This is a genomic window from Polyangium jinanense (assembly GCF_028435365.1).
The window spans coordinates 111,378-136,535 of sequence record NZ_JAGTJJ010000025.1 but is presented as its reverse complement, the minus strand read 5'-3'; the positions used below and the strand labels follow the sequence as shown (position 1 = coordinate 136,535).

Annotated in this window: 16 protein-coding genes; 9 read left to right on the top strand and 7 right to left on the bottom strand. The window is 68.3% G+C overall.

All coding sequences use genetic code 11. From position 1 onward, the window contains the following. Window positions 1-3,792, bottom strand: a complete 3,792-nt coding sequence (locus tag KEG57_RS31600; protein WP_272459138.1) for a type VI secretion system Vgr family protein — start codon at window positions 3,790-3,792, stop codon at window positions 1-3. Between the two features lie 8 nt (window positions 3,793-3,800). Here KEG57_RS31600 and KEG57_RS31595 point away from each other — a divergent pair, with 8 nt between their 5' ends. Genes KEG57_RS31595 through KEG57_RS31580 form a run of 4 tightly spaced genes read left to right on the top strand, consistent with a single transcriptional unit; the run spans window position 3,801 to window position 6,448 of the window. Then, complete coding sequence (locus tag KEG57_RS31595; protein ID WP_272422730.1) at window positions 3,801-4,415, top strand: hypothetical protein; 615 nt, start codon at window positions 3,801-3,803, stop codon at window positions 4,413-4,415. After that, window positions 4,415-5,371, top strand: coding sequence for a hypothetical protein (locus tag KEG57_RS31590; protein ID WP_272459137.1), 957 nt, complete (start codon window positions 4,415-4,417; stop codon window positions 5,369-5,371). Before KEG57_RS31595 ends, KEG57_RS31590 begins: the two co-directional genes overlap by 1 nt. Before the next feature lie 11 nt (window positions 5,372-5,382). After that, on the top strand, window positions 5,383-6,015 hold the full coding sequence (locus KEG57_RS31585; RefSeq protein WP_272459136.1) for a glutathione S-transferase family protein: 633 nt from the start codon (window positions 5,383-5,385) through the stop codon (window positions 6,013-6,015). Window positions 6,016-6,028: 13 nt separating this feature from the next. Beyond that, window positions 6,029-6,448, top strand: a complete 420-nt coding sequence (locus KEG57_RS31580; RefSeq protein ID WP_272459135.1) for a DUF1801 domain-containing protein — start codon at window positions 6,029-6,031, stop codon at window positions 6,446-6,448. A gap of 33 nt (window positions 6,449-6,481) precedes the next feature. On the opposite strand, the gene KEG57_RS31575 is transcribed toward KEG57_RS31580, so the two are convergent. From KEG57_RS31575 to KEG57_RS31560, 4 genes are all read right to left on the bottom strand, one after another. Beyond that, window positions 6,482-7,276, bottom strand: a complete 795-nt coding sequence (locus KEG57_RS31575) for a hypothetical protein (protein ID WP_272459134.1) — start codon at window positions 7,274-7,276, stop codon at window positions 6,482-6,484. Between the two features lie 107 nt (window positions 7,277-7,383). Then, the gene (locus tag KEG57_RS31570; RefSeq protein WP_272459133.1) at window positions 7,384-8,736 is read right to left on the bottom strand and encodes a hypothetical protein; all 1,353 of its coding nucleotides are present in this window, start codon (window positions 8,734-8,736) and stop codon (window positions 7,384-7,386) included. Window positions 8,737-9,251: 515 nt separating this feature from the next. Beyond that, window positions 9,252-9,965 carry a hypothetical protein gene (locus tag KEG57_RS31565; protein ID WP_272459132.1) on the bottom strand — a complete coding sequence of 238 codons (714 nt, stop codon included), beginning with the start codon at window positions 9,963-9,965 and terminating at the stop codon, window positions 9,252-9,254. Between the two features lie 169 nt (window positions 9,966-10,134). Next, entirely contained in the window at window positions 10,135-12,252 is a 2,118-nt protein-coding gene (locus KEG57_RS31560; protein ID WP_272459131.1) for an RICIN domain-containing protein, read from the bottom strand. A gap of 424 nt (window positions 12,253-12,676) precedes the next feature. On the opposite strand from KEG57_RS31560, the gene KEG57_RS31555 reads away from it, so the two are divergent. Both KEG57_RS31555 and KEG57_RS31550 read left to right on the top strand, forming a co-directional pair. Continuing rightward, window positions 12,677-14,077: a sigma 54-interacting transcriptional regulator gene (locus KEG57_RS31555; protein WP_272459130.1), complete on the top strand. Its 1,401-nt coding sequence runs from the start codon at window positions 12,677-12,679 to the stop codon at window positions 14,075-14,077. After that, the gene (locus KEG57_RS31550; RefSeq protein WP_272459129.1) at window positions 14,074-15,369 is read left to right on the top strand and encodes a PEGA domain-containing protein; all 1,296 of its coding nucleotides are present in this window, start codon (window positions 14,074-14,076) and stop codon (window positions 15,367-15,369) included. Before KEG57_RS31555 ends, KEG57_RS31550 begins: the two co-directional genes overlap by 4 nt. 26 nt (window positions 15,370-15,395) lie before the next feature. On the opposite strand, the gene KEG57_RS31545 is transcribed toward KEG57_RS31550, so the two are convergent. After that, the gene (locus tag KEG57_RS31545) at window positions 15,396-18,161 is read right to left on the bottom strand and encodes an nSTAND1 domain-containing NTPase (RefSeq protein ID WP_272459128.1); all 2,766 of its coding nucleotides are present in this window, start codon (window positions 18,159-18,161) and stop codon (window positions 15,396-15,398) included. Between the two features lie 81 nt (window positions 18,162-18,242). After that, window positions 18,243-18,860 (bottom strand): hypothetical protein, encoded by a 618-nt coding sequence (locus KEG57_RS31540; protein WP_272422741.1) that lies wholly within the window; start codon window positions 18,858-18,860, stop codon window positions 18,243-18,245. A gap of 298 nt (window positions 18,861-19,158) precedes the next feature. Between KEG57_RS31540 and KEG57_RS31535 the strand changes: the two genes are divergently transcribed. From KEG57_RS31535 to KEG57_RS31525, 3 genes are all read left to right on the top strand, one after another. After that, complete coding sequence (locus KEG57_RS31535; RefSeq protein ID WP_272422742.1) at window positions 19,159-20,814, top strand: sigma 54-interacting transcriptional regulator; 1,656 nt, start codon at window positions 19,159-19,161, stop codon at window positions 20,812-20,814. A 345-nt stretch (window positions 20,815-21,159) separates the two neighbouring features. Further along, window positions 21,160-21,990 (top strand): hypothetical protein, encoded by an 831-nt coding sequence (locus KEG57_RS31530; protein WP_272422744.1) that lies wholly within the window; start codon window positions 21,160-21,162, stop codon window positions 21,988-21,990. Window positions 21,991-22,006: 16 nt separating this feature from the next. After that, on the top strand, window positions 22,007-25,156 hold the full coding sequence (locus tag KEG57_RS31525) for a serine/threonine-protein kinase (protein ID WP_272422746.1): 3,150 nt from the start codon (window positions 22,007-22,009) through the stop codon (window positions 25,154-25,156). Window positions 25,157-25,158: the final 2 nt, after the last annotated feature.

The window sequence follows — 25,158 nt, the reverse complement described above, 5'->3', positions numbered from 1 at the left end:
TCAAATGACCGCGGCGCGCTTCACGAAGGCCTCGGCGAGCTCGCCCCAGGGCCGCTCGTAGACCACGTATCCCTTCTTCGTGAGGGTGTGAATGAACGCGTCGCTCGATGAAAACCCGTTCATCTGCGCCTCGACGAGGTTCGCCTCGAGCTCGGCGCCCGAGACCGGCACCGCGCCCTGCGTCTTCATCACGAAGAGCTGTCCCTCGCCGGGGCTCTGCAGGATCGTCGCGCCGTTCGAACCACCGTTCAGCGCCGAGGCGACGTCGTCGCCCGTGAAACCACCGCCGCGCGAGACGATCTGCCCGAGGGATCCGCCGTCCGGCGTCGGGCCCTGGCCGAGGTTGATTTGCGGGCCGGAAAGCGCATTCGAGCCGTTCCCGCCGAACGCATTTTGCAGCGCGCTCTTCGCGTCGCCGAGCGCGCCCTGGCCCTCTCCCTGGGCCGCGCCGAGCGCGTCCTTCGTGCCGTCGGCGGCGTCCTTGCCCTGGCCCTTGAGGTCGCCCCAGAAGTCCTCGCCGTCGTTCTTGATGTCGCCCCACGCGTCCTTCGCGTCGCCCTTGATGTCCTTCCAGGCGTCCTTCGCCTCCTGGCCCGCCTGCTTGAACTCGTCCTTCGTCTGGTTCCAGGTCTCCTTCGCCTCGACCTTGGTCTGCTTCCAGGCCTCCTTGGCCTCTTCCCAGGTCTGCTTGGCGTCGGCCTTGGTCTGGTTCCAGGTCTCCTTCGCGTCGGTCTTGATGTCGTTCCACGCGGCCTTCGTCTCGGCGACGAACTCCTTCGGGATGGCCTTGATGTCGGCGACCATCTCCTTCGCGTCCGCGATGGTCTGCTTGACCGTCTCCTTCGCGCTCTCGATCTGGCCCTTCACTTCATCGACGACGGCCTTCGCCTGGCCCTTGATCTCCTCGACCTTGGCCTTGGCTTGGGCCTTCCACTCCTCGACCTTGCCCTTCCACTCCTGGACCTTCTGCTTGACCTCTTCCTTGGCGCCCTCGATCCGCGCCTTGAGCTCCTGCACGCGAGCCTTCGCGGCCTCGACCTGCGTCTTGGCCATCTCGATGATCTCGCCCGCCTGCTTCTTCATCTCCTGGAAGCGCTCGACGGCCTGATCCTTGAGCGCGATCACGCGCTCCTTGATCTCCTGCACCTTGGCCTTGGCCTGCTCCTTGAGGTCGTTGATGCGGCCCTTGATCTCGTCGATCTTGGCCTTCGCCTGCTCTTTGACGGCCTCGATGCGGCCCTTGATCTCGTCGATCTTGGCCTGCACCCGCGCCTTCGCCTCGGTGAACTTTTCCTTCACCTCGGCGACCTTGCCGAGCACGGCCGCCTTTGCCGCTTCGAGCTTGCCCTTGAACTCCTCGACGATCGCCACGGCGCGCGCCTTGGCCTCTTCGAGCTTGCCGCGGAGCTCCTGGATCTTGGCCTGCACCTGCGCCTTTGCGGCTTCGAGCTTGGCACGGACCTCCTCGAACTTCGCGATGGCCATCTGCTTCGCGGCTTCGGCCCGCGCGCGCAGATCCTCGACCGCGCCGCGGATCTTCTCCTGCACGTCGCCCGCGATCTCGCCGGCCCGCGCGCGGATCTGATCGATGCGCTCCTGGAGTTTTTTCTGTTCGAGCGCCACGCGATCGAGGATGTCGTCCACGATCACGCCCGGCACATTGAGGACCTTGTCGATCGCCGCCTGGAGCTGCTCGTTGACGGCCTCGGGCATCATCAAATACCCCGGCGCGTCCGCGAGCGAAGCGGGTGGCTCTTCGAGCAAGCGCCGGAGCGCTCCTTCGACGGCCTGTTCGTCGAAGCCGCCCGGGATCTCGCTAAAGACCTTCGCCTGGAGCGCCTTCGCCGCGTTGTTCACGGCCTCGGGGAACGAGAGATCGGCGAGGTTGATCTCGGCCGCGCCGAGGGACATCGGCACGGGCGAGCTCGCGCCCGCGGTGTTGAGCAGGACGTTCGGCGCGCCGTCGATGTGCACCTCGCGCCCCGCGATCCCCGCGAGCCCGCCGGCGCTCACCTTGATGCTGCCGCTCGCGTCGAGGAAGATGTCGCCGCCCGCGAGCGTGAGCGAGGCCTTGCCCGTCGAGAGCACGACCCGATCGTTCGAGAGCGATGCGCCCGTCTCGCCGACCTGGATGTGGCACTCGCCGCCGACGACGAGCACGTCACTCTGCTCGATACGCGTCGTGCGGCTCCCGACGACGTGCAGCGTCTGATCCGCGCCGATTTTCCGGCTCTCGCGTTCGCCGACCTGCACGTCGAGATCCGTGCCGACCTGGAGCGTGTGTTTCTCCCGGACGACCTCCTCGCGGTCCTTCTGCGCGTGCATGAACACCTTCTCGCGCCCCTTGGCGTCCTCGAAGGTGATCTCGTTGAAGCCGCCGGATCCGGGCGAGCTGTCGCTCTTCCACGAGGTCTTCGTCTTGTGATCGGGCAGCTTGTACGGGTGCGGCGAGGTGCCGTTGAAGACGCGGCCGACGATGATCGGCTGGTCGGGATCGCCCTCGAGGAAATCGACGAGGACCTCCTGCCCGACGCGCGGGATCGCGACGTTTCCATATCCGCGCCCGGCCCACACCTGGCTCACGCGCATCCAGCACGAGCTCTCGTCGGTATACTTGCCCTCGCGATCCCAGTGGAACTGCACGCGCACGCGGCCGTACTCGTCGACGTGGATCTCCTCGCCGGGCGGACCGACGACGACCGCGCTCTGCAAGCCGCCCATGCGCGGCTTCGGCGTGACCGGAACGGGCCGGTACGGATCGTCGGCGAACACCGCCGTGCCCGTGCTCGACCAGTCGCCCTCGCTCGTCCCTTCGAGCGTGCGTTGCACGAGGAGCAGGCGTTTCTCCTGGGCGAGGTCGCCCCGCGGATGCCCTTCCATACAGAACACGTCGCCGGGCGAGAGACCGAGCGCGGTCGTCTGGAAAAGGACCTTGCGGCGGCCTTGCCGTGTGCCGTCGAGCCTGCGCGCCGCGAGCGACTTGGCCTCGCGCTCGTCGACACGCCCCGGATCCACGACGAACGCGCCGGGGACGTAGCTGTAGCTCTCGTATCGATCTTCTTGGTCGAACGTCGACTTCGCCTCGGCGATGAGCTGGAAGTCGGGCCGCCGGCGGAAATCGTGATCGCGCAGCGTCATGCGGCCCTGCCGCACCTGATGCGAAACCTTTACGTGCGTGATCGCGTCGCGTGACTTCGCGTGCTCGAGGTTGTTCACGTAGAGCAGCGGCGCGCCGGCTTCGCGCACCGTGGGATCGGTGACGAGGACGAGCTTGCTGGGCGTCTCGCTGCCCGGATCCGGCGGACGGAAATGGTAGCTGATGCCCGCTTCTTCGAGCAGACGCGAGAGGAACGCGAAGTCGGTCTCGCCGTACTGCACGCGGTACTCGAGCTTCGGGAACGTGCCCGCGTCGAGCTCGAGCACGGGCTCGATCTCCCAGTCCGCAAGAAGCTTCTTCGTGATGTCGGGGATCGAGATGTGCTGGAAAATGCGCTGGTTGCGGCGCTGCGAGGTGCGCCAGAGCGCCGGCACGATTCGCAGGAAGTACGTCGAGAGCCCGTCGGGCTCGACCTCGATCTGCTCGGCATACTGCACGACGCCGGTCCATGCGAGGCCGCCCGCGACCTTGAATCCCGCGCCGTTACCGACGAGGGCGTCGAGGTCGATGTCCTCGTCCGCAGATCGCGCGACGAGCGAGACGTCGAAGAGCGTCGACATCTCCTCGACGACCGAAAAGCTCCGCACGGAGAGGTTGATGTCCTTCGCTGCGAAACGAAGCTCTAGGTTTTCCATGGGACAGCGTGCGAAACGATACGCGAGCGCAAGGCGGGCGGGAAGACGGAAGCAACGCGAGCGATGGCCCCGTGCGAAGGCCAGGACTCCCGTGGCTCCTCCCGCTCTTTCTCGCCGCGTGCAGCACGCGGTGCGGCGAAACGCGCGTGGAGGGCCTCGCGCCGGCGGGCTGGATCACGCTCGTCAGGGCGCCTGCCGAAGGCCCGGAGACCCCATTGCAGGCGCCGGCGGGCCGCGAGGGGGACGTCGGCACCGCGCATCCTTTCTTGCTCGAGGCGCATGATCCCGCGGGCCGGTGGGTGATCCTTTGCCAGCCGCGCGAGGACACGAATGGTGATGGCCGGGTCGAGGCGCACCGGGGTATGCACGGCGCGACGTTCGGCGACGACGTCGACCCCTATCTGATTTTCGGATCGGGCCCGGGGCAGCGGATCGACCGGTACGTGGCGCATGCGGGGTCCCACGTCGCCGTGATTCGCGACGGCAAGCTCGTGATCGTCGACGTCGAGGCGCGGACCGAGACCGTCTTGCCGCGCGCCGACGTGACCGACGATAACGACCCCTTCGAACCGCACCGGACCGCCGTCTTCGACGTCGCCCGGGCGACGGTAGCTCGATCGTGATGCATGCCGTCGTCGCCGATACGAATGGCGACGGGATCCTCGGCTGGCCGATTCCCAAGACCTCGCTCGGCCATCGCCGCTGCCGCACGAGCGGGTCGTACAGTGTTCATCCAGGGAAAACCGATACCCTGGTGACGCGGATCGTCTCGCTCGCGACGGGGCGGATGACGCGCGTGCCGCGTATCGAGGCTGCGCTCGGGGATCGATGGATCGTCCGGGAGGAGGCGCCGGAAAAGAGCCCGGCCGCGCTGTTTCTGGTGTCGGCGGAGGGAATCGCGCGGCCGTTCGTCTCTGCGGCGTGTGACGGAGAGCTGTTTTACCTGGATCACGGACGCAAGCTCGCGCTCGTGGCGTGCCGGAACGGCGCCGTGAGCTTCCGCAATGAGCCGGAGCGGACGCGGGTCGAGCTCCACGGCGAGGATTCCCATTTGCCGCTCGGCGTGTACGTCCAGGATCCGCGCTTTTATACGAAAAAGGTGGGGACGGGGAGCGTGGTGTTGCTCCGGTCCGTGACCCCCGAGGAGGGCGGAGCGGACCCGCCGGACGTGCTCGTCGACATGGAACACCACGGCGTGCTCCACCCCTTCCCCGAGGGAGCACGCGCGCTCTCGGCCTACGACAGGTATGCGCTGTACGCGTCTGCAGAGAAGAAACTCGTGCTGCGTGATAGGAGCCTCGGCGTTCATTCCGTCCTTCGTCCTTACGAGCACAACGTGCACTTCGACCAGGTCGAGCGGTTTGCCTATTCGGGCCCCGAGCTCTTCGACCTCGAGCGTGGTGTCGTCGGCAGAATGTCCCTCTTTTACGCGATGATCCTGACGACGGACGGATGGGGGCTCGGCGTGCCGCACACGTCGGAGGACAAACTCCCGGAGAAAAACGAGCTGTGGAGGGGGCCTTTGCGCTGGGAGAAGCCGAAGCCGGAACCGTATTACGGCAGCCGCGGTTTGTGGTAACTTCCGCCTCGATGCTCCGCCTCCACACCTTTCCTCCGTCTTCCAACGCCCTCAAAGTGCGGTTCGCGCTCGCCGAGCTCGGCCTTCCGTACGAGGCCGTCGAGGTGAACATCCTCCGCGGCGATCAGCGAGACGCCGCGTTCCTCGGCAAGAACCCGCACGGCAAGATCCCGGTCCTCGAAGACGGGGCGCTCGTGCTCCGTGAATCCGACGCGATCGTGGCCTACCTCGGCGATACGTACGGAGCCGCGCTCTGGCCGAAGAGCCCGGCCGCGCGGGCCGAGGCGCTGCAATGGCTCTTCTTCGACGCCGCGAATTTCGGATACGCGGGGCGCATCTGGTGGGCCGACGTCATCACCCCGAAGACCGGGCGCACCGGGCCCGCCGCCGGGCCGGAGCTCGTGGGGCAGGTCGCCACCGACGTCGGCCGGGCCCTCGGCGTGCTGGAGACGCACCTCACGTCCCGCGACTATCTGCTCGGCGATTTCACGCTCGCCGATTGCAGCGTCGGCGTGATGGTGAACCTCCTCCGCGGCACGCGTCTCGATACGCCGGAGGCATTTCCTGCCGTGACCGCCTACCGCGATCGAATCCGCGCCCGTGACGCCTGGACGGCGGCCGGTGGGAAGGCCATCGAGCTGTGACGAGGAGCGCACCGTGACCACGAAAGCCACCAGCAAAAAGACGACGAAACGGTCTGCGCCCGCGCCCGAGGACGTGGAGGCGTTCCTCGCGTCGCTCGGTCATCCCTTCGAGAAGGAGATCCGCGAGATTCGCAAGGCGATCCTCGGCGCCGACGCCCGTATCGGCGAAGGGATCAAGTGGAACGCGCCGAGCTTCCGCACGTCGGAGTTTTTCGCGACGTTCCATTTGCGCGCGAAGGACGGCGTGCAGGTCATCCTGCACCTCGGCGCGAAGAAGCGAGAGGCCCCCGGCTTTGCCATCGACGACCCGGCGTCGCTGCTCGAATGGCTCGGCAAGGATCGGGCGTCCGTGAAGTTCCGCGATGCGAAGGACATCAAGGCGAAACGGGCGGCCTTCGTGAACGTCGTTCGCCAGTGGATCGAGCACGTGTAGCGGTGCGCGGAGGGGCGAGATGATGACGTCGGCTTAGTCCTCTTCCACCCGGATCGGGAGCCAATCGAACCCGGTCACGCCTGCGTCGCGGAAGATGCGCCAGACCTTGGGGGTGACGAGGAAAAAGGGATACGGGAAGAGGGCGTCGCTCACGTCGCCGTTGAAGTTCACCTCGCCGAACCATTCCCAGGTCATGTTCACGTCGCGGATATTGGCGACGTCCGACGCGCGGTAGGCGAAGCGCGGAGGGACCTCTTCGAATGTGTGGAAGCTACTCCGCCCGCACGGGCAGGGCTTGTAGGGCGCGACCCCCGTCGATCGGGGCGACATCGGCGGCAACGTGTGCGTCCCGCAGAGCTGCCGCCACGGGAGCTGGAAATGGCCCCGCTTCTCGAACGCCGCGAAGACGCCCCGGAACGAGATCCCGGTCGCGCCGCTCTGCGCGAGCGCGCCGGCCAACGTCTCGTCGACGAGCAGGTCTTCGTAGCAGGTCGCGACCGCGCGCTGTCCCTCGAGGACGTTGAGGTTCTCGGCCTCGATGATCATGGCGGACGTTTGCCGGGCCCCGGCGCCGCAGCGCTGGCACGCGTCGGACATGTCGTAGGTCGTGCCCATCCGTGGCCCTGCGAAGATCCTGCCGTTCGGGAAAAAATACCAAGCGACCAGGAGGCGCGCCTCTTCGAGCTCTGCGTCCGTGAAGCGATCGCGGCGTCGCTCGAGCCAGGTGATTCCGCGCTCCTTGAGCAGGTTCAGGAGCAGCGGCAGGCGCTCGTCCCTCTCGTTCAGGGTGATGACCGTGGAGAACGCATCTTCATCGGGGACTGCCACATCGGGGCCACATCCAGCAGGGGCGAGGACCGTTTGCGGTCCCCCCGGGATGCGATGGTTGATGATGACAATCCGTGCCTCTGTCCACATATCGTGCCTCGAATCCATTACTTTCCGAAATATGGCTTGATGGCATTTAGCCACTGCGGAAAGTCCTTGTATGCGTCTTCGTAGAGTTGCCAGAGGGCGTCTGGGCTCAAGCTTTTCGGTCTGTTCGCATTGAGGAATCTAGTGATCTTCTTGTGGTGCGCCTCTGTCAAGATCACCGCAGGCAACTTGTCGAAGTTCTTCAGCCCCAACTCACCCGCCATGGCCTTCTCCAGAATGTGATGCGCCTGGTACGATCCACCGAGGTTGTCGGTGAACTTCTTCATCACCTCGTACGCGCCAATCGCACCGTTCTGCTCCAGCGCATGCGCGATGTCCGCCCCGTACCGCTTGGCCAGGAACTCGGCCGTCTCCTTCGACATCTCCTCGGTCCCCTGGAGGATGAGCGGTACCTTCTTCGCACACGCCTCCTCCAGCTTCTTGGCGAACTTGTCGGCCTGCCCGAGGAGCACGCCCGAGGCGATCGCCGCGGTGGCCACCGCCGCCTGGACGATGGGGTTGTCGACGCCGTCCTCGTTCGACCCCCCGATGACGCCGAATTGCTTGCCGTCCTTCCGCGAAAGGTCGGCGTTCATCTCGCCGTTCGCGATGGCAGACGCGATCGCGAGCTCCAGCGCGATCTCTTCGAGCCGCGTCTTCGGCTTGCCCTTGCCGTTCCCTTTGCCTTGGCACCCGTCCTTCGTCTGCTCGCAAGACGCCACACTGGAGACCGGCGCCCCCGGTCGAAACACGCGCTCCGGCAGCGCGCCGCCCCGATCCACGAGCGTGCAATGCTCGTCCACGCACTTCGGCGGGTGCACCTCGTCCTTCTTCGGCAAGGTCGACGTCGACGGCAAGAGCGGCTCGTTCGACAGCACGCCCTCAGGCGGAGGCGGCGACGGTCTCGGCTTCTCCGGCGGACGCTCCGGCATCTTCTTCACGCCCGGCGGTACGACCTCCACCTGTTCGTCCTTCGCCGACGGCGGCTTCTGCGGCTCCGAGGCCTCGGCGGACGTGGCAGCTCCCGCCTTGCTCTCCTTGGCCGTGTCCTTGGGCGCGTCTTTCGCCGGTGCAGGCTTCGGGCGCGGCGGCGGCGCGGGGCAGGTCAGCTTGTTGTACGGAGGCGGTAAAAATCGAACGTTTCCAGGCGGCGCATAAGGGTCGTAGACGAAGACCGTGAGGCCATTCGTCTTGGCCGTGAAGACCGCCCAGTCTTTCGTGATGACGGTCGCGCTTCCCGACAGGGCAAACCGGTCCATCTTCGGGTGCTCCGGAAGCCTGACACAAACGGGGATCTCCGCGCGGGCGAGCGTCGGCACGCACAAGACGACAAAGATCAGCGGCAAGCACCAGGCGAAGACGCGACGAAGCATCGGCGGACCCCTCGGTGAGCACACGCGCGCGCAAGCCACCCCCGCGGCGGCAAGCGCGCCTGCGTTCTTCCCGCCGATCCTCTGCCGCAGGCCCCGGAAGGAACGCAACAATTCCGCCGCCTGCACCCGCCCGCGCCCGATTTCACCCTGGATGCCGGCAAATCACGGCCTGAAAGCAGGTTCTCGCTTTTGGGCGTGCGCAAACCGCGCGGCGGTCGTCCTGTGCATCGTTCGAGCATGCACGAACGATGCACAGGAATGGCCTGGCCCACTTTTGGAAACGTCCGAACGATGCACAGGAAGCCCGGCCGAGTGTTCGGACGCGCCCGAGGACGCCCGCGGGGGCTCGGCCTGAGGTTCGGAACATCCAGAACGTCGTGGCGGCGCGTGCGGCGCGTGGTTTGGGGATGTCCGAATGCGTGGTTTGGGCTCCTGTGCATCGTTCGAGCATGCTCGAAGACGGGAACCCGATCTCGGGGCGGAATTTGCCAGCGACAAAAGCGACGTTTCGGCGTTCAGCCCTCGTCGCCCTCGCCGCCGCTCTCGCCGGCGCCCTTCTTGGCGCTCCGCTCGCGCCGCAAGAAGAACGACTCGACGAGCTTGCGTTGCCCCGGGAACGCGGCGCGGAGCATACCGTACGCCTTTTCTAGCGCCGCGCGGACCGCGAGCCGGCCCTGGATCTCGGAATCGCCGGCTTTGTTCTGCGCCATTTCGGCGGCGTCGAGCGCGTCGCGAATCGTAAAGCTCTTTTCGAGCGCTTCCTTGAGGCCGGCCTGGGCGGCGGCCTTCGCCGGGAAGTCCTCGACCCCGGCGAACCGCTCCAGGATCCGCTCGGCGAGCTCGGGCTCCTCGCGGAGCTTGGCCTCGGTGATTTCCCCGGCGCTGCCCTCCTGAAAGACGTGCTTGTAGATCGGATTGCTGCGGCTCCGCATGGCAGGGCCGTTCATGAGCGCGTCGCTCACGGCCATGATGCGCAGGTCGAGAATGACATCACGGATGCCATAACGCGCGCGGAGCTTGGTCGCGGCCCTTCGGGCGGCACGCTCCACGACGACGGCGCCGGCCAGCACATCCGCGGCGGAGCTGACCACAGCGCCGGCCTCGACGATGGCCGCGCGTTGCGCATCCGTCAGCGTCTCGGCATCCGCCCACCCCTCGGCCGCGCCTTGGAAATGGTCGGTGTGTTTTTCGTATACGTCGCTCGCCGCGTTCACGTCGGGTAATTGCATTTCGTAGGTCCTCTCTCCCCAGAGCGCGAGGTAGCGGGTGGGGAGTTGCGGAGGACAGTACGGCTGGGCACGCTCTAGCGTCAAGGGAGGTGTGCGGCGGGCCGTTGGGCCGCGGAGGACCGGGCTCGCGCAGGCGCCTGTGCCTGTGCGAGCCCGACGGTGGCGACCCTCAGAGAGGAGTGGCGGTAATGTAGGTGCTGATCCCCCTCACCTGTTTGAACTTCCCGCTCGTCGTGGTGCCGATGCTGCCCCGGTTGAAGCGCATCACATCGCGCATCGCGGCGCCGTAGGTGGTCGTGGCCCAGTTCCAGTCCCACGAGGAGTAGCCCTCAATCTGGCGGTGGTCGTACTGGTCGAGGATGTCCTCGAACCCGGACTTACCGGCGGCCTTGTTACCGAACGTCGCCGTGATGGTCGGCCGATCGGTCGGGTGGTCGCTGCGCGCGTTGTCGCTGGTGCGCAGGAAGCCCGTGAACGAGACGGTGAACGTGACGCCTGCGGATGCGGTGTAGGAGATCTGCGACTTGGTCCTGTTCACCATCAAGGTGATCAACACCGAGCTATGCGGCGGGACCGGTGCCGCGAACACATCTGTGAGCGTCACCGTCTCCTCCTCGGATGTCCCCTCGTTGTACGCCTGGGACGACTCGAAGCCGAACTCGGTCTTCACGCTGCTCTCGCCGAGGAACGGGATCTTGGCCTCGTTCTCGATCGCGAGAGAGAAGCTTTCGGTGAAGCTGACGTCTGCGGAGTGCGAGGTCGTCGTCGTCAGCTTGTATTCGAGTTCCTTGCCGATGCTCGTCACCTCATCGGTCTCATTGACAAGGGTCACGTTGCCGCTGGTGATTTGATCTGTACCCGTGATTTCGACCGGCCCGTAGACGAAGGTCGCAGGGTTGAGGGTGGTCCCGAAGTCCGACAGCGTGATCTTGAGTCGCTCGTTCGACCTGTAGCCGCCGGCGTAGGGGTCGGACGGGTTATAGCGAGCCTGAAGCACGTAGCCGTCGCCGGAGGGGCTCACGTCGAAGCCCTGCCCGACAGCGGTGCCCTGCGTCCCGCCGGCCCAGGCGAAGCCGAGCATGTGCGCCAGCATGGCGAGGTTGTAGGTGATGGTCGGATCGTGGGCGACGGCATGCTTGAGCGTTGCGAGATCCTCATACGCGTACTCCTCGCCCGAGTAGCTGTCGATGACCGGATGGGTGGAGGGGGTTCCCTCCGGTACCTCGAGCTCGTCCAGCGTGAACTGCTGGTTTTCGCCGCCGTTGCAAGCCGACTGCTTGATGGGCGCCGCGTTGGCGGTGCTCGCCAGCCAGACGTCGAGGCATTTGCCGCTGTGCTTGGCCACGAGGTTGTATTTCTTGCTGCCGAGGTCGACGGCCTGGAAAAGCTGGTTGTCGCCGCCGTTGCACTCCGACTGTTTCACGTCGGCGCCGTCCGCCGTGCTCGCGTAGTAGACGTCGACGCACTTGCCGCTGTTCTTGTTGACGATCGTGTAATACCCGTTCGATTTGGCGTAGAGCTCGAAGCGCTGGTTGTCCCCGCCGTGGCAGTTGCCCTGCATGATCGTCGCGCCGCTCGCCAGGCTCGCGCCGTTGACGTCGAAGCACAGACCGCTGTTGACGGGCTTGATGTTGTAGAACCTGCGGCCTTGCAGCTTGAACTTCTGGTTGTCGCCGTTATGGCAGGAGTATTGGTAGATCCCAGCGCCGTTATCCATGCTCCCGCCGCCGACGTCGACGCACTTGCCGCTGTGCTTGGCCACGAGCCAGTGGTACCCGTCGTAGTTGTCCACGACCTTGAACTTCTGGTTTTCGCCGCCGTTGCAGGCATGTTGCTGGATCCCGGTGCCGTCCGAGGTGTACCCATGGGGGACGTCCAGGCACTTGCCGCTGTGCTCGAAGACCACGTTGTAATAGGAGTCGCCCACCGGGACGAGGCGGAGCTTCTGGTTGGTGCCGCCGTTGCAGTTTCCCTGCCTGACCTCTCCGCCGTCATTCGTGTTCGCGTTCCAGGCGTCCAGGCACATGTTGCTGTGCTTGGCGAGGATCGGCGCGCTGGCGCTCGTGCTCGCGGAAAGCCCCTGCTCCGTGGACTCGATATCTTCGTTTTCGCCGAGGTCGTGGTCGGACTCGACCACGCATCCCGTCAGCACGAAGGCGCTGGCGAGGGCCACCAGGCTGCCCAGCATTCTTTGCCGCGTCCTGCGCGGGAGAGCCATTTCGATCGCGAGAGGCGCGCTGGCCTTGGGAGCCGAGGAGGCGAGGACCGTCGAGGGAGAGAGCTTCATGGGGGTTGTCTCGTGTGCGGGTAAGCCGAGGGGTTGAACCAAGCGCGACACCGTCGCTCCGCGACGGTGGGCGGCGAAAAGCGCTGTTCGAGCCGCGTCGGGGGCGAAGCTTCAGGCTTCGCGACGTGGCGTCGTGTGCTGCGAAGGGCCATTGCACGGCGCGGGCCAACGATGGATCCCCGCGCTTGCCGCGGGGAACCGACCGTATCCAGGCGCAGGTGGGCCGGCGGCGGGAGGCGCGGCGGCTTGACAAGTCGTCGTCCTTTACAGTTTGTAAAGGGACCTCCCCGGCAGATTGTAAACCCGAGCGTCTGGTCTTGGGGTGGCGTGTGTCATCTCACGCCGGCGCGTCGTTCTCTTGCTTTTTGAATCGACCAGGGCGGCCGCGAGGTGGGACGCGGCGCGGTCGGTGTAGCATCGCGCCGTGCAACCAGACCCGAGCGCAGGAAAGGCGCCGCGCGGAGAGGCGCTCGAGCTCGTCATCTTCGCCGGCGACGCCGTTCTGGCCCACCCATTGCCCCCGAGCGGCCGGGTCACCATCGGTCGGGCCGAAGGCAACGACGTTCGCATCGATCACCCCTCCGTCTCGCGCCGGCACGCGGTCCTCCACCTCGGCCCCGGGCTTTCGGTCGAGGATCTCGGCAGCGCCAACGGCACCAGCCTGCGCGACTCACGAAGGACGCCGGAGGACGGCTCGACCCAGGGGCTGATCCAGATCGCCGCGTGGAAGAGGGAAGTCACCCCCGGCGACACCCTCACGTTCGGCTCCGTGATGACGGTGATTCGCCGCGCGGCCCCGCCGGACGAGCCGCTCCCGGAGGGCGACGGGCTCGCGCCCGGGGTCGTGGTTCACCACCCCGCGATGCGCGCGCTCTACGCGCAGGCCACACTCGCCGCCCGGAGCTACCTCAGCGTGCTCGTCCTCGGGGAGACGGGCGTGGGGAAGGAGGTGCTCACCCGGGCCGTCCACCAGCGCTCCCCGCGCGCGAAAAAACCTTTCGTGGGGCTCAACTGCGCGGCGCTCTCGGAGTCGCTCCTCGAGAGCGAGCTCTTCGGTCACGAGAAGGGCGCGTTCACCGGCGCGCTCCAGGCACAGCCAGGGCTGTTCGAGGCGGCCGACGGCGGTACCGTGTTCCTGGACGAAGTGGGCGAGCTGCCCATGACCATGCAGGTGAAGCTCCTGCGGGTCCTGGAGGAGCGGCAGGTGCTCCGCGTGGGCGGTCGCAACCCGCGCCCGGTCGACGTGCGCTTCATCGCGGCCACCAACCGCGATCTGGAGGCCGAGGCGGCGCGCGGGGCGTTCCGGCAGGATCTCTTCTTCCGGCTCAACGGGATCACGCTCACGATCCCGCCGCTCCGCGAGCGCGCCGAGGAGATCGCGGCGCTGGCGCGGACGTTCGTCGAGCGGGCATGCGCGCAGCTCGATCGACCCCGGGTGCCGGCGCTGTCGGGCGAGGCGCTGGCGCAGCTCGAGCGCTACGCGTGGCCGGGGAACATCCGGGAACTGCGCAACACGATCGAGCGCGCGGTGGTCCTCTGTCCGGGGGAGACGCTGCGGCCGGAGCACCTGCCCTCCCGGTTGCAAGCCAGTGGTGTCAAGGCGCCGATGGCGATCACGAGCGAGGTCGCGCCGCCATCGAGCCTGCCCGCTCCTCCGTCGCGTCCCGCGGCGGCGCGAGCGGACGAGCGAGAGCGGATCATCGCGGCGCTGGAGGCCTGCGCGGGGAACCAGACGCAGGCGGCGGCGCGGCTCGGCATCTCGCGGCAGACGCTGATCGCGAAGATCGAGGCCTACGGGCTGCCGCGTCCACGGAAGCGGACATGAGGCGCTGCCTGCGATCGCTCGCGCTCTTTCTCGCCGCCTCGCTCACGACGTTTGCTGCCCGCGCGCACGCCGCCGGGGAGGAGGTGGAGGACGAGGCCCGCGCCCGGTTCGAGCAGGGCGTCGAGCTGCTCCAGAAGGGCGCGTGGTCGGATGCGCTCGCGGCCTTCTCGACCTCGGCGCGGCTCTATCCGACCCCGCAGGCGATCAACAACGCCGCCATCTGTCTGCGAAAGCTCGGGCGCTACGACGAGGCGCTGGAGCAGGTCGAGGCGCTGCTCCGCGATTTTCCAGATCTGCCCGCCGAAAAAAGGCAGGCGGCGGAGCGCGAGGCGGCGGAGCTCTCAAAGTTGGTCGGGGCGATCTCCGTCGAGGGGGCCGAGCCAGGGGCGCAGATCGCGATCGATGGGCGCGACCGGGGCTTCTTCCCCGCTCCACGTCCGTTCCGCGTGCTGACGGGCAGCCACCTGGTGCGCGTGCTCCAGGAGGGCTTTCTGCCGTTCGAGACGCGCGTCGAAGTCGTCGCGGGGGAGACGACGCGGATCACGGTTTCCAGGCAGCGTCGCGTGCCGGAGGCTCCCCCGGCGCCCGGACCGGCCCTGCCCGCCGCTCCTCCGGCGCGACGCTTCGGGATCGAGCTCGCGGGGGCGATGCTGATCGCGCCCTCGTTTGGCGGCCAGATCATGGAGAGCTGCACAGAGCGCTGCGACGCCACCCCCGCGCTCGGCGGGTACGGTGTGTTGCGCGGCAGCTACGCGATCGGGGCGTCGCTGGACATCGGCGTGTCCGCCGGGTTCCTCGCTGGGCATCAAACGCTCACCGAGCGACGCACCCCCCTCCGTCCGCCCCCGAGCGCTCCCGTGGGGCCCGTGGACGACACCCTCACGCTCAGCGGCGGGCTCCTGGGGATCTGGGTGGGGACACGGCTCGGAAAGCAGCCTTTCCTCGATCTGCGCTTGGGCGCAGGGGCCATGGTCGGACGGATGAGCGATGTCCGGTCGTGGACTGCGAACGACGCGGAGAGCAACGCCGCTGCTCCGTTCGGCGCGACGAGCTTTGGCGGGTTCCTCTACCTCGATCCCGAGGTGCGCGTGGGCGTGCGCGTGGGGCAGCACCTCTCGCTGGCGGTGGGCGTCGAGGCGATGATGCTGCTCGCCGTCGCTCCCCCGGCGTGGCCCGAAGATCGAACGTTCTCCGATCCGAGGTACGGCCTTTTCGCCTTCAGACCCGAGACCCTGGCCGGCCCGGTGCTGTTCGTGGTGCTGCCGAGCCTTTCGGCTCGCTATACCTTCTGAGCGGAGAGCCTCGGCCCTCGATGCGATCAGCGGCTCTTGCCCGCGCCCCACTCCGTCTCCACCGTGAGCCCCTCTCCCGCCCCGGTGTCCGCCGGCGCCGCGCTGGGCGCCGCGCTGCTCGCCGGCGCCGCGAAGGACGTCTCCGCGCTCCCGGCCGGCCTCGCTCTCCCGGCCGCGATCGGCTTCTCGCGCGGCTCCCCCAGCGCCTTGGCCTCCACCATCCGTTGCTCCAGCTCGCGCAGCTTGGCCAGGCTCGGCGCCTCCCGGAGCTCGCCCATCAGCTTGTCGATCCGGTCCTGGGCCGCCCTCAGATCCCGCGTTTGCTGCTCGGCCAGCTCCCGGCTTCTCGTCTGCTCCGAAAGGGCCAGCTCCGTCGCCGCTTCCTTGGCGCGGATGGCGCGCACGTACGCCGCGCCCGCGCCCGCGCTCATCACCAGCGCCGCGAGGGCCGCGCCCGTGATCACGAGCCGCGCTCGTCGTTCGGCCCGCCGCGCGGCAGCGAGGAAAGCCCGCGCGTCCGCCGAGGGACGCGCCGCCTCGCGCCGCACCACATCCTCCGCGAAAGCCAGGCGATGCCGGCTCCACAGCGGAACGAGCGCCGGGGTCTCCCGCCAGCGTGTCGCGTCCTGCTCGAGCTCCTCGGCGAGGAGCCGATCGTCGCGCGCCTCCTCCACCCAGCGCCGGAGTCGCCCCCACTGCGCGAGAAGCGCCTCGTGCGCGAGCGTCAGCCCTTCGGCGCTGGCGACCACGAGCCGCGCCTGCTCGAAGGCGGCGATCACCTCCGTCGCCCCGGGGCCCACCGCCTGCTCGAGCTCGGGGCGGCTCCGGTTCTCCCGTGTCCCCCGCGGCGTCGTCAGCGCGAGCAGAAGCGCCCGCGCGCCCGCCTCCGCCCCTCGAACCTCCGCGCCGAGGTCCGCGAGCGTCGCCTCGGCATGCCGCTCGAGCGCGCCCGCGATCCCGCCGATCGCCGCGACCCCTACCCGCGTGATTCGCATCGCCTCCCGATCCCGCCGATCCCAGAGCTCCGTGAGCGCGAACTGCACGAGCGGCATCGCGCTGCTCATCCGGCGGACGTCGGCGAGGATCTCCTCCCGGAGCGCCTCGTCCTCGAGCGCGTAGCCGTACGCTCCAAGCCCCTGATCGATCACCGCTGCCCAGGCACTCTCCGTCATCGGTTCGAGCAGGACCGAGCCGCGGATCAGCGCCTTGCCCAGCCCCGCGAGCGCGAGGAGCGGATCGAGCAAATCGCGCCGCAGGGTGACGATCACCCGCACCCCGGGCAGCGCCGGCTCGGCGAGCTGGCCGAGGAGCTCGATCGCCCACGCTCGGCTCGGGCCTCCGGCGAGCGTCACGAGCTCGTCGAGCTGATCGACGAGGAGCACGATGCCCCGCTCCGCCTCGCGAGCGCGTGTGACGAGCGCCCGAGAGAGCGCCTCGGGCGTGAGCGCGCCCGCGCATGGCACGAAACTGCTGAGCGCGGCGGCGATCGCCGCGCGTGGATCGTGGCCAGGCTCGGTGATCACGGTGTCCCATGCGCGCGGCCAGCCTCCGAGCGCGCCTTCGGCCACCCGGGGCAGCACCCCGGCTCGCGCGAGGCTGCTCTTCCCGCTGCCCGAGGGGCCCACGAGCGCGACGAGTCCGCGCGTGCGCACGGATTCGATCGTCGCGGCGATCTCACTCGATCGGCCGAAATAGACGTCGCGGTCCTTCTCTCCGAAGCGCCCGAGGCCGCGGAACGGGCCGATGTCCTCCGGGGGCAGCGCGCGCGAAGGGCCGGCGAGCTCGGCCTGGATCCGCAAAAGCTCGATCGCGGTCTGCTCGGCCGAGCGAGGCCGCGCCGCCCGCTCCGGGGCGAGCAGGGTGTCGACGAGGCGGGCGAGCGGCTCCGGTACCTCGGGCGCGAGCTCGCCGACGGGCGGCGCGGGGTGGCGGCCGTCGAGCACCGCGTCCGAGAAGCCGTGGCCACCCGGTGAACGTGCCGGAAGGCGCCCGGTGAGGCACTCGAAGAGCGTCGCCCCGAGCGCGTACAGATCACTCGCCGCCGTCGCTCCCGCGCCGGTCGCGAAGACCACCGGATCGATGTACCCGATCGTTCCGTATCGCTCGAGCGCGCCGAGGGGCGCGCCATCGCCGAGCTCGAGCGGGCGGGTGATGTCCTCAGCCGAGCCTCGAAGGCGCGTGGTCTCCGGCGGCAGGCTGGGGAGCTCTGCGGGACCCGACTCGAATCGAGTCCGCGGCGCGCTCCGCTCATCGGTTGCGGCAATCCCGAAATCGATGAGCTTGTGGACGCCGGCCGCTTCGATCACGTTCGCGGGCTTCACGTCGCGGTGGACCAGCCCGGCGCGGTGGACCGCGGCGAGGGCCGAGGCGAGGGCGATCCCGATGGCGATGACCTCCGGCACCGGCAAGCGCCCTTCGGCTGCGATCCGCTGCGCGAGAGGCGACCCTGCGACGTACTCCATCGCGAGGCCCATGACGCCGCGCGTTTCGTCGATGGGCAGCGAATAGAAGCGCACGACGCTCGGGTGCTCGACCTGGCAGAGGGAGCGCGCCTCCTCGAGGATCTGCCGGCGAAGCGCGGCCGCGGAGGCGCTCGCGTCCGAGCGGGTGCCGATTGCGAACAGCTTCACCGCGGCCGTGCGTAGCTCGGTCGCGCCGTAGATCTCCCGCGCCAGCCACACCGGCGCGAAGCCGCCCCGCCCGAGCTGCTCGACGAGCAAGAAGGGCCCGAGGCGGCGCTCGGCATCGGGAAGGGCGAGGAGGTGCTGAATCGCGGGAGAGAGGTGCGCCATGACCAGGGGTCTCGACGGGAGCGCGTTCGATGCATGGCATCATCGATGCTATCCCGTCAATATCGAACGATTTCGCGCAAATTACTCCTCGAACCAGACGAAAAAGGACGCGCGTCTCCTCACCGGATGAAACGTTCGCCATACCTCCTCGGGCAGGAAGACATCGGTGTCGCAATAGCCGCACGTCAAGATGCGTCGATCGCCGGGGCCGACCTTGAGCTTGGCGCCGCATTCGGGGCAACCCAGCGTGATGGGTCGGAGGGACCGGGGCGTCTCGGCGACCAGGGGGATGAAGACCTGCTCCGCGTGTGGTCCGAGCGAGCGAAGCCACGCCGGCGCTGGATAGGTGGCCATCATGGCCCCACATCCCCTGCAGGGCGCCTGTCCGGTGCTACCGAGAGGCAGCTGCGAGAGATCGGTGGGCGTCGCACACGCATTGCAGGTGGGCGAGCGGAGGCTCAGCATGCCGAAGAACTGGGTGCCGGCGCCGAACATGAGAAGGGGCCGCTCCTCGCCGGGAGCCAGCGGCAGCACCTGCTTCAGCGTGAGTCCGAAGACGTGCTCGCGGAGATAGTCGACGGGGAGCCGCTGATCGCTCCCGCAGGCGACGCAGCGCACGCCGAGCGCGGGCTGGTCGACGGAGCAGCTCGAGCCGCATTCTTCGCAGATCACACGCATCCGGTAGCAACGGAAGTGCATGCCGAGAGCTTAGAACGCTCCCGGCCGATCCGCCCGCGACCGAGGAGTTCTCCCTTGCGCCTCCGCCCCGGGCGGCTGACGTCAGCCACGGCGCGCTGACGTCAGCCGCGGCGCGCTGACGTCAGCCGACGACGACAGACCTGCGTCGGTGTGGCAATCCACGTGTTCGTGGGCCACGAAGCGCGTGGATCGCTGGCACCCATCTTGATTGTCGCGGCGCACCCGCACGCAGGGCGCGTGCGTGGGAGCGAGGTCGGACTTGCGGATGTCGTGAGTGCCGGCCTACCATTCCTTGAGCATGCAGCTTGGACCGAGCCGTTCTGTCGAGAAGACCACACTCGTGGGTCAAGGCACCGCGGCCGAGTCCGGTGCCGACGGGTCGAGGCTCGCGCTCACGATCCTCTACCACCCGAATCTCGAGCGCGTCGGTGAGCGCGCGATCCTCGAGGAAACCGGGGAGGGCGGCTCCTTCGCGGTGTCGCGCGTCGAGCCTGTGTTCGCCCCTCCCGGGCAGGCGAGCGGCGCGCCGCTCTTCGACGAACACTTGAGCCGAAAACCCGTACGTATCGTCCCCGTGGGGAAAGGGGGCGTGCGGATCGAGCTCGGCGAAAGCACGACCTCGGTCACCCTGCGAGGCAAGCGGGTCTCGGGCAACGTGTATCTCTCCCTGCGACGGGGCGTCGTGATCGATCTCGGTCATCGCGTCGTGCTCCTCTTGCATCGACTGGCCTCGCTCGACGGCATCCCGGGCACGAGCGCATATCCGGAGCGGCACGCGCTCGTCGGGGAGAGCGAGGGGCTCCGTCGGGTGTTCTGGGACATCCGCAGCGTGGCCGATCTCGAGCTGCCGATCTTGCTCCGGGGCGAGACGGGCACCGGCAAGGAGCTCGTCGCGCACGCCATTCACCAGGCAAGCCGCAGGCGCGACAAACCCTTCGTCGCGGTCAACCTGGGCGCCATTGCGCCGTCCCTCGCGATTGCCGAGCTGTTCGGCGCCGAGCGGGGCGCTTATACGGGATCGGTCGGGCGCCGCGTCGGGTATTTCGAGCAAGCGCGCGGCGGTACGCTTTTTCTCGACGAGATTGGCGAAGCGCCCGTCGAGCTTCAGGTGGCACTCCTGCGCGTGCTCGAGACCGGCGAGCTGCAGACCGTGGGGGCCGCGCAGAGTCGCAAGTCGGACGCCCGCATCATCGCCGCGACGGATGCAGATCTGGAGGGCAAGGTGGCCTCGGGCTCGTTCCGCGCGGCGCTGCTCAATCGGCTCGCGGCCTACGAGATCTGCATCCCGCCGCTGCGCGAGCGCCGCGACGACGTGGGCCGCCTCTTCGTCCATTTTCTCCGCGAAGAGCTTGAAGAGATCGGGGAATCGGAGCGCCTCGCGCCGCCCGCGCCGGGGGAGAAGTTGTGGCTTCCCCCGAATATCGTGGTGCGGCTCGCCGAGTACGATTGGCCGGGCAACGTGCGGCAGCTCCGCAACGTGGTCCGGCAGCTCGTCATCGGCAATCGGGGCCGGCCGTGCGTCGAGATCACGCCGGCGATCGAGCGCGCGCTCGGAAAACTCTCGTCGCCGAGTGACCTCTGCGCGCCGGCGAGCATGCGGGACGCGACGCTTCCAAGAGAGCGGATCGAGGTTAACGAGGCGGCGCCAGCGGGGCGCATGGGCGGAAGGCGCAAACCGGCGGACGTGACGGAGACGGAGCTCCGGGAGGCGCTCCGCGCGAGCCGATGGGATCTGGCCTCGGCGGCGGAGCAGCTCGGGATCCCGCGTGCATCGATGTACTTGCTCATCGAGCGGTTTCCCGGCTTCCGCACCGCTGGGGATCTGGACATGGACGAGATCGTCCGATGTCAGGAGGAGCTCGGCGGGGATCTCCGCCGCATGGCCGAGCGGCTCGAGGTCTCCGCGCGTGGACTCGCGCGGCGCCTGCGCGAGCTAGGGCTCGCGCGACCCTGAAGGCGTCGCGGTCCACGCTCGACCTCGTACGAGGCGATATCAGCGCCCTGTCTTATCCCGCTGCCGCCTCTGCCTCCGCTTCCGCTCCCGCGATAAGTCGTTGTGCGTTTCTTTACACATCGTAGCGCTGCGCTTCCGCCGCGCCTCGATGACCGCAAGGGGGCTCCGTACGCCTCATGGGGACCAATCTCTCATGGCGCCCCCTCCCGTCACGAAGCTAGGCTCCGATAACGTGGCGGTGCGCCGGGCGACGCCGCCCCGCCACCGCAAACACGAATCAACGTGAAGACATTTGCGTTGTCATGACGTCCGGGGCAGCAAGAGCGCCCAGGCAGGGGAGGGGTCATGTCCTTGGTTCGAGGAGCGCGGGCACTTGCCCTGGGCGCTTTCCTTTTCTCGATCGGCTGCGGCGAAGCGGCTCCCGACGTCGATGCGCTCACGGAAAGCTCCACGCTCGAACTGCAGGGCGGCCCCGCGGGCTCGGGCGGCATCAACGGTGCGAGCCCGGCGGCCTATCACGCCAATGTCATGGAGCTCCTTTCCGCCCTCGCATTCCCCGCAGCCGATCCATCCGATCCATTCGCCGTGAATCCCGCGATCGAAGCCACGGGCCTCCTGGATACCTGGGGCGGACGGCACGTGTTTCGTTATGCGACGCGCTGCGCCCTGCCCGCGGGGACGAAAATCACGCGTGAAAATGAGGTTTATCAGGGCGAGGGCATTCTGAGCACCACCTCCACGTGGCTCACGGCCGGCCTCGACACATCGGCGCAGGAGGACGTGCTCACGTGCATCGTCGCGCACCTGAATCCCCTGGGCTTCTCCGTGCCCATTTTTCTCTCGGGCCCCAGCGTGGCCGGGACGGAGAACGCGGGCGACCTCGGATTCGCCGTTGCGGAGGCGCTCTGGCAAGTCCGGATTCCCGGCCCTGACCAGGCCCCCGTCTATCACGCGTGGCCTCGCGTCAACCTGCTCTCGACCTGCGGGCTCTTCACCCAGCTCTCCTGGATGACGCGGCTCTGCGGCTCCTTGCTGAACACGTGCGGCATGACGGTCCGATACGACATGGCGAGCGCCTGCGCGGGGGCGGACGGACGTTTCACCTGCAATGGCAAACCGGCGATCCAGACGACGCTCGAAGCGGCGGCGCTCTGCGATCTCCACCTGCCCCTGTAACGCCGCGAGAAACGCCATGGTGGAGACCGAGGACGTCCTCACGTCGTGCACTTTGCCCGCGGAGCCGCCGAGCGTCCCGGTCGTGCTGCGCTCGCGATTCGAAGGCCTCGTGCTCCTCGGCCGTGGTGGGATGGGCTCGGTGTATCGCGCGCGGGACAAACAGCTCGGGCGCGACGTGGCGCTCAAGTTCCTGCACGCGTCGGACGCGGAGACGAACCGAAAGCTCCTCCGCGAGGCGCGGTCGCAGGCGAGGCTCGAGCACGAGAATGCGTGCAAGGTGTACGAGGCGGCCGCCCTCGGCGACAGGCCGTACATCGTGATGCAATACATCGACGGCGACCCGCTCGATGTCGCGAGCGCCCGGATGACGCTCGAAGAAAAGGTCCGCGTCATGCTCCAGGTGTCGGCGGCCCTCCACGTGGCGCACCGGCTCGGGATCATCCATCGCGACGTGAAGCCCCACAACATCATGGTCGAGCGGGGCGAAGACGGGGCCTGCAAGCCTTACATCACCGATTTCGGCATCGCGCGGGACATACGCGAGGCGAGCCCATCCACGACCTGCTCGTTCGCCGGGACGCCCGGATACATGGCGCCGGAGCAGGCGGAGGGCGACCCGCACGCGCTGGATCGGCGGACGGACGTGTATGCGCTCGGCGCCACGCTCTACGATTTGCTCGCGGGGCGGCCGCCCTTCGAGGGCAACTTGATGGAGGTCTTGCAAAGCCTGCTCCTCGACGAACCCACGCCGCTCCGGAAGGTCCGCCCCGAGCTGCCGGAGGACCTCGAGGCCGTCGTGATGAAATGCCTCGAACGGGAGCCGGGACGCAGGTACGAATCCGCGCGGGCGTTCGGCGACGATCTCGCGCGTTTCCTCGACGGCGTCCCCGTGAAGGCGCGCCGGGCGTCACTTGGGTACGTCCTCTGGAAGACCGCGCGGAGGCACAAGGCGCGCGTCGCGCTCGGGGCGGCGCTCGTCGTGACGGCCGCGGTCCTTCTCGTCCTCTGGTTCGGGGAGCGGCGCGCCGCGGCCGAAAGGACCGCGATCGCGCGGGAGCTCGGCGAGGACGTAAAGGAGATGGAGCTCTTCCTGCGGCACGCGCAGGTGATGCCGCTGCACGACATCGAGCGCGAGCGGGACATCGTGCGGCAGCGGCTGCGAGGCATCGAGCGGCGAATGACCTTGCTCGGTCCCGCCGCGGAGGGGCCGGGGCATGATGCGCTCGGGCGAGGGTTTCTCGCGCTCCACGAGCCCGAAGAGGCGCTTTCTCATTTGCGCCACGCGTACGACGCGGGATACACCCAGCCGGCGCTCTGGTATGCGATGGGGCTCGCGCTCGTGGAGCTGCATCAAAAGGCGCTCGAGGAGACGAAGAGGATCCAGGACCACGAGCGCAGGGATGCGAGGATTGCGTCCCTCGCCGCCGAATACAAGGAACCTGCGCTCGCGCACCTGCGCGCGTCGCTCGGGGCGCGGTTCGAGTCGCCGGCATTCGTGGAGGGGCTCATCGCGCTCCACGAGGGCAAAAACGACGTCGCGCTCGAAAAGGCGCGCGAGGCGTTCCGGCAATCACCTTGGCTGCACGAGGCAAAGAAGCTCGAAGGGGACGCGCTCTTCGCGGAGGGCAGTCGATTCCGGCGCGACGCGGCGTTTGATCTCGACAGGATGATGCTGGCCTTCGAGCCGGCGGCGGCGGCGTACGCGGCGGCGGCCGAGATCGCGCGGAGTGATCCGGCCATCCACGAGGCCGAATGCGAGCTCTGGATCCAGGTCGTCCTCGCGTCGGACGCGCGGCCCGCATTGCTCCGCCCGAGCTTCGAGAAAGCGAGGCGTGCCTGCGATCGGGCCATCGCGGCCGACGCGCAGCGTTCGTCGGCGCGGCTCGAGATGGCGCTCCTGCACAGCATCTTTGCATTCCGCACCGTACACGGACCGGAGACGACGGAGCCGGAGCCGATCATCCGGGAGGCGATCACGCGCGCCGAGGACGCCGCGCGGGTCCGGGCGGACGACGCCATGGCGCATTACCTCGTGGGCGCTGCCCACAGGACGAAGTTTCTTTATCTGATGAGTCGAGGGCTCGACGCGCGGGAAGCCATGGGCCGCGCCGTCGCCGCGTACGAGGAGGCCATCCGGCTCGATCCGGGCTTCCTCTGGCCCTACAACGAGGTTTGTTCTTCCTATGCGGAGCGGGCCCGGATCGAGGCCTCACGCGGCGTCGATCCGGGCGCCTCGGTCGAGCGCGCCGTCGCGCGTTGTGACGAGGCCATCGCGCGGGATCCGAGCTTCACGTACCCGGCCATCAACAAGGCCCTCGCGTTTTTCCGGCGCGCACAATATCTCGCGTGGCAAGGCCGTTCGCCGGAGAGCGCCGTGGCAAGCGCGCTCGCGTCGGCGGCCGCCGTCCACGAGACGAACGCCCTCGACTCGGCGAACCTCTCGGCGTGGGCGCTCTGGATCGAGGCGACGCACGCCGAAGGCGCGGGCCGGGATCCGCGCCCTTCGCTCGAGCGCGCGGCGGGGTTCGTCCGGGAAATGGAGCGGCTCGGGCCTCCGTCCGCGAGTCGCGAGATCCAGGGATTGCTCGCCATGACGGAGGCGTCGTGGCTCGTCGGGCAAGGGAAAGATCCGACGGCGGCGCTCGGAACGGCACGCGCGTCGTTTCGCGCGCTGGTCGCGGCGGCGCCTTGGGACGCGGACGCTCGCCTGAACGAGGCGCGCGTAAAACGCCTCGACCTGCGCTGGGCCGTCTCGAAGGGCCGGGCAGACGCGGCTGCATTCGAGGATGCAATCGAGCCACTCCGGCGCCTCCTCGCAGAAGAGCGCGCCGATCCGCACCTCTACCAGACGCTCGCCGAGCTTCACGAGCTACGCGCGGGCTGGCTCGCCGCGCGAAATCAGCCCGCCGATCGAGATCTCGCGAGCGGAATCGCCCTTTGCGACGCCGCGCTCGCCCGAAACCCTCGCATGGCGACGGCGCTCGCGACAAAAGGCGCGCTCCGGCTCGCGCAGGCGCGTGCGTCGGGCGACGAGGAGGCTGCGACCCATGGAAGGGGCGAGGCCAGGGCCCTCTTCGAATCCGCGCTCCGTGAGAACCCGCTGCTCGCGCGGGAGCGGGGCGCGGCGCTCGCGGAGGCCGAGGCGAAGCCGAACGCGGCGCGTTGACC

What these genes read in the sequence shown, in the direction of transcription:
- KEG57_RS31600 (WP_272459138.1), bottom strand. Translation starts at nt 3,792, where the DNA reads ATGGAAAACCTAGAGCTTCGTTTCGCAGCGAAGGACATCAACCTCTCC.
- KEG57_RS31590 (WP_272459137.1), top strand. Translation starts at nt 4,415, where the DNA reads ATGCATGCCGTCGTCGCCGATACGAATGGCGACGGGATCCTCGGCTGG.
- KEG57_RS31585 (WP_272459136.1), top strand. Translation starts at nt 5,383, where the DNA reads ATGCTCCGCCTCCACACCTTTCCTCCGTCTTCCAACGCCCTCAAAGTG.
- KEG57_RS31570 (WP_272459133.1), bottom strand. Translation starts at nt 8,736, where the DNA reads ATGCTTCGTCGCGTCTTCGCCTGGTGCTTGCCGCTGATCTTTGTCGTC.
- KEG57_RS31565 (WP_272459132.1), bottom strand. Translation starts at nt 9,965, where the DNA reads ATGCAATTACCCGACGTGAACGCGGCGAGCGACGTATACGAAAAACAC.
- KEG57_RS31560 (WP_272459131.1), bottom strand. Translation starts at nt 12,252, where the DNA reads ATGAAGCTCTCTCCCTCGACGGTCCTCGCCTCCTCGGCTCCCAAGGCC.
- KEG57_RS31550 (WP_272459129.1), top strand. Translation starts at nt 14,074, where the DNA reads ATGAGGCGCTGCCTGCGATCGCTCGCGCTCTTTCTCGCCGCCTCGCTC.
- KEG57_RS31545 (WP_272459128.1), bottom strand. Translation starts at nt 18,161, where the DNA reads ATGGCGCACCTCTCTCCCGCGATTCAGCACCTCCTCGCCCTTCCCGAT.
- KEG57_RS31540 (WP_272422741.1), bottom strand. Translation starts at nt 18,860, where the DNA reads ATGCACTTCCGTTGCTACCGGATGCGTGTGATCTGCGAAGAATGCGGC.
- KEG57_RS31535 (WP_272422742.1), top strand. Translation starts at nt 19,159, where the DNA reads ATGCAGCTTGGACCGAGCCGTTCTGTCGAGAAGACCACACTCGTGGGT.
- KEG57_RS31530 (WP_272422744.1), top strand. Translation starts at nt 21,160, where the DNA reads ATGTCCTTGGTTCGAGGAGCGCGGGCACTTGCCCTGGGCGCTTTCCTT.
- KEG57_RS31525 (WP_272422746.1), top strand. Translation starts at nt 22,007, where the DNA reads ATGGTGGAGACCGAGGACGTCCTCACGTCGTGCACTTTGCCCGCGGAG.